We start from the raw sequence: 1,450 nt of genomic DNA, 5'->3' as shown, positions 1-1,450 counted from the left end.
AATCGCACTTGAACAGGACTATCCCTGGATGGTGCCGCTTTCCAATTAACGAGTGCCGTCTCTCGGGAGGCCAGGATGCCCCCGTCGGCCTAACATTTGCTTAACCTGTATTTTCGCGCCCGAAGGGCTTGGCGCATTTTGTGCGTCAGGAGCGCAGCGACAGCACAAAATGTGACAAAGAAAATATCAGGTTGAAGCAGTTGTTAGAAATCTTATTTTTTCCAAAATTCAACCTCAAAAGATACTTTTGTCTTAGCAATATTTTTAAATGAACCGCCAATATCAAAACCTAATTTATTAATCCCTAAAGAAACTTCTGCATTTATCCCCATTTCATCTTCATAGCAAAAATCTAATTTAAAACTCTTTATATCTCGACTAGTCCGAATATTTTGGAATGCTCGCCATGAAGGTTCCCCATTTAACCACAAACTATTACTCGGTTTTGTTTCAGAATCTACTCTAGGAAATTCGAAATACAAGTTACTATTTTCTTTATGCTTTTTAAAAAATGAGAATTTTTCTTTTGCCTCGATAATACCAATTGAGGTTGGTATTTTATCTACCTTAAACTTTTGTGTGATTTCTTGTCCATTTTCTTCAGCATAAATAATTTTGCATGTTTTCGCTCCTAAGTTGGCACACATTTCAATAAATGCTGATAACTTAGATTGATACATATATGTATGGAACTGGGATAATGGTATATAAATATTAGGTTCTGCATCACAACTTGCATAAACACATCCATCAATAGGATGTTGTGGCGGAAAAAACATATTTGATGGAACACTATTATAATCGATAATTGGATATGGTAAAGCCTTTCTATATTTTTCTAAAGGATCATTTTTTCCTTTGATTAAAGAAGATAATAACTCAAACTGTAATTTATAAGGAATTAGATAATCAAATCCAACTTTTGCCCAATCAATACTTTTATTTTTTTCTTCCAAAGTATTTCTTGATGCAACTATAACAGTTCGTGCAGTTTGTCTTTCAGTAATAGCATTCTCCATTATTTTCTCCTTTTTCTTAGCGCCCGCAGGGTCTTTCTAACGCGTGCTTAACCGGCAATGCCTGACCCGCAGAGCGGGGTGGCGCGGTTTGTGCATAAGAGAGCGGAGCGAGATGCACAAACCGTGACAGAAGGCATTGTCCGGTTGAAGCTGTTGTTAGACCGTCCGTGACCTCCGATAGCATCAACGAACACCAGCGGACATCAGGCACCGCCTCGATCCTTTCTGGTTTTGCATTTCTGGAAGTAAATCCTCTTTTCCAGATCCAGTGAAATTGATCCGGGTCTATTATCCGCCGAATATATCGATTTTTCCAGCAGAAAAGATTCTTTCGCATACCAGATTGCCTTCGCCAATCGCACTTGAACAGGACAATCCCTGGATGGTGCCGCTTTCCAATTAACGAGTGCCGTCTCTCGGGAGGCCAAGAT

Annotated in this window: 2 protein-coding genes; both read right to left on the bottom strand. The window is 39.2% G+C overall.

The genetic code is table 11. The annotated features are described in order from the left end of the window. Positions 1–212: 212 nt before the first annotated feature. Positions 213–1,019, bottom strand: a complete 807-nt coding sequence (locus tag B071_RS19770; protein WP_157703217.1) for a hypothetical protein — start codon at positions 1,017–1,019, stop codon at positions 213–215. A 203-nt stretch (positions 1,020–1,222) separates the two neighbouring features. Further along, the coding region (locus B071_RS19980) for a hypothetical protein (protein WP_215730299.1) at positions 1,223–1,450 on the bottom strand (228 nt) is incomplete at its 5' end.

It is taken from the genome of Alkalispirochaeta alkalica DSM 8900, assembly GCF_000373545.1.
Lineage (GTDB): Bacteria > Spirochaetota > Spirochaetia > DSM-27196 > Alkalispirochaetaceae > Alkalispirochaeta > Alkalispirochaeta alkalica.
Note: the sequence above shows the minus strand (reverse complement) of the source record. Positions and strands in the feature narration are given on the sequence as shown.

Excerpts from the sequence above, each read along its gene's own strand:
- B071_RS19770 (WP_157703217.1), bottom strand. The coding sequence starts at position 1,019 with ATGGAGAATGCTATTACTGAAAGACAAACTGCACGAACTGTTATAGTT.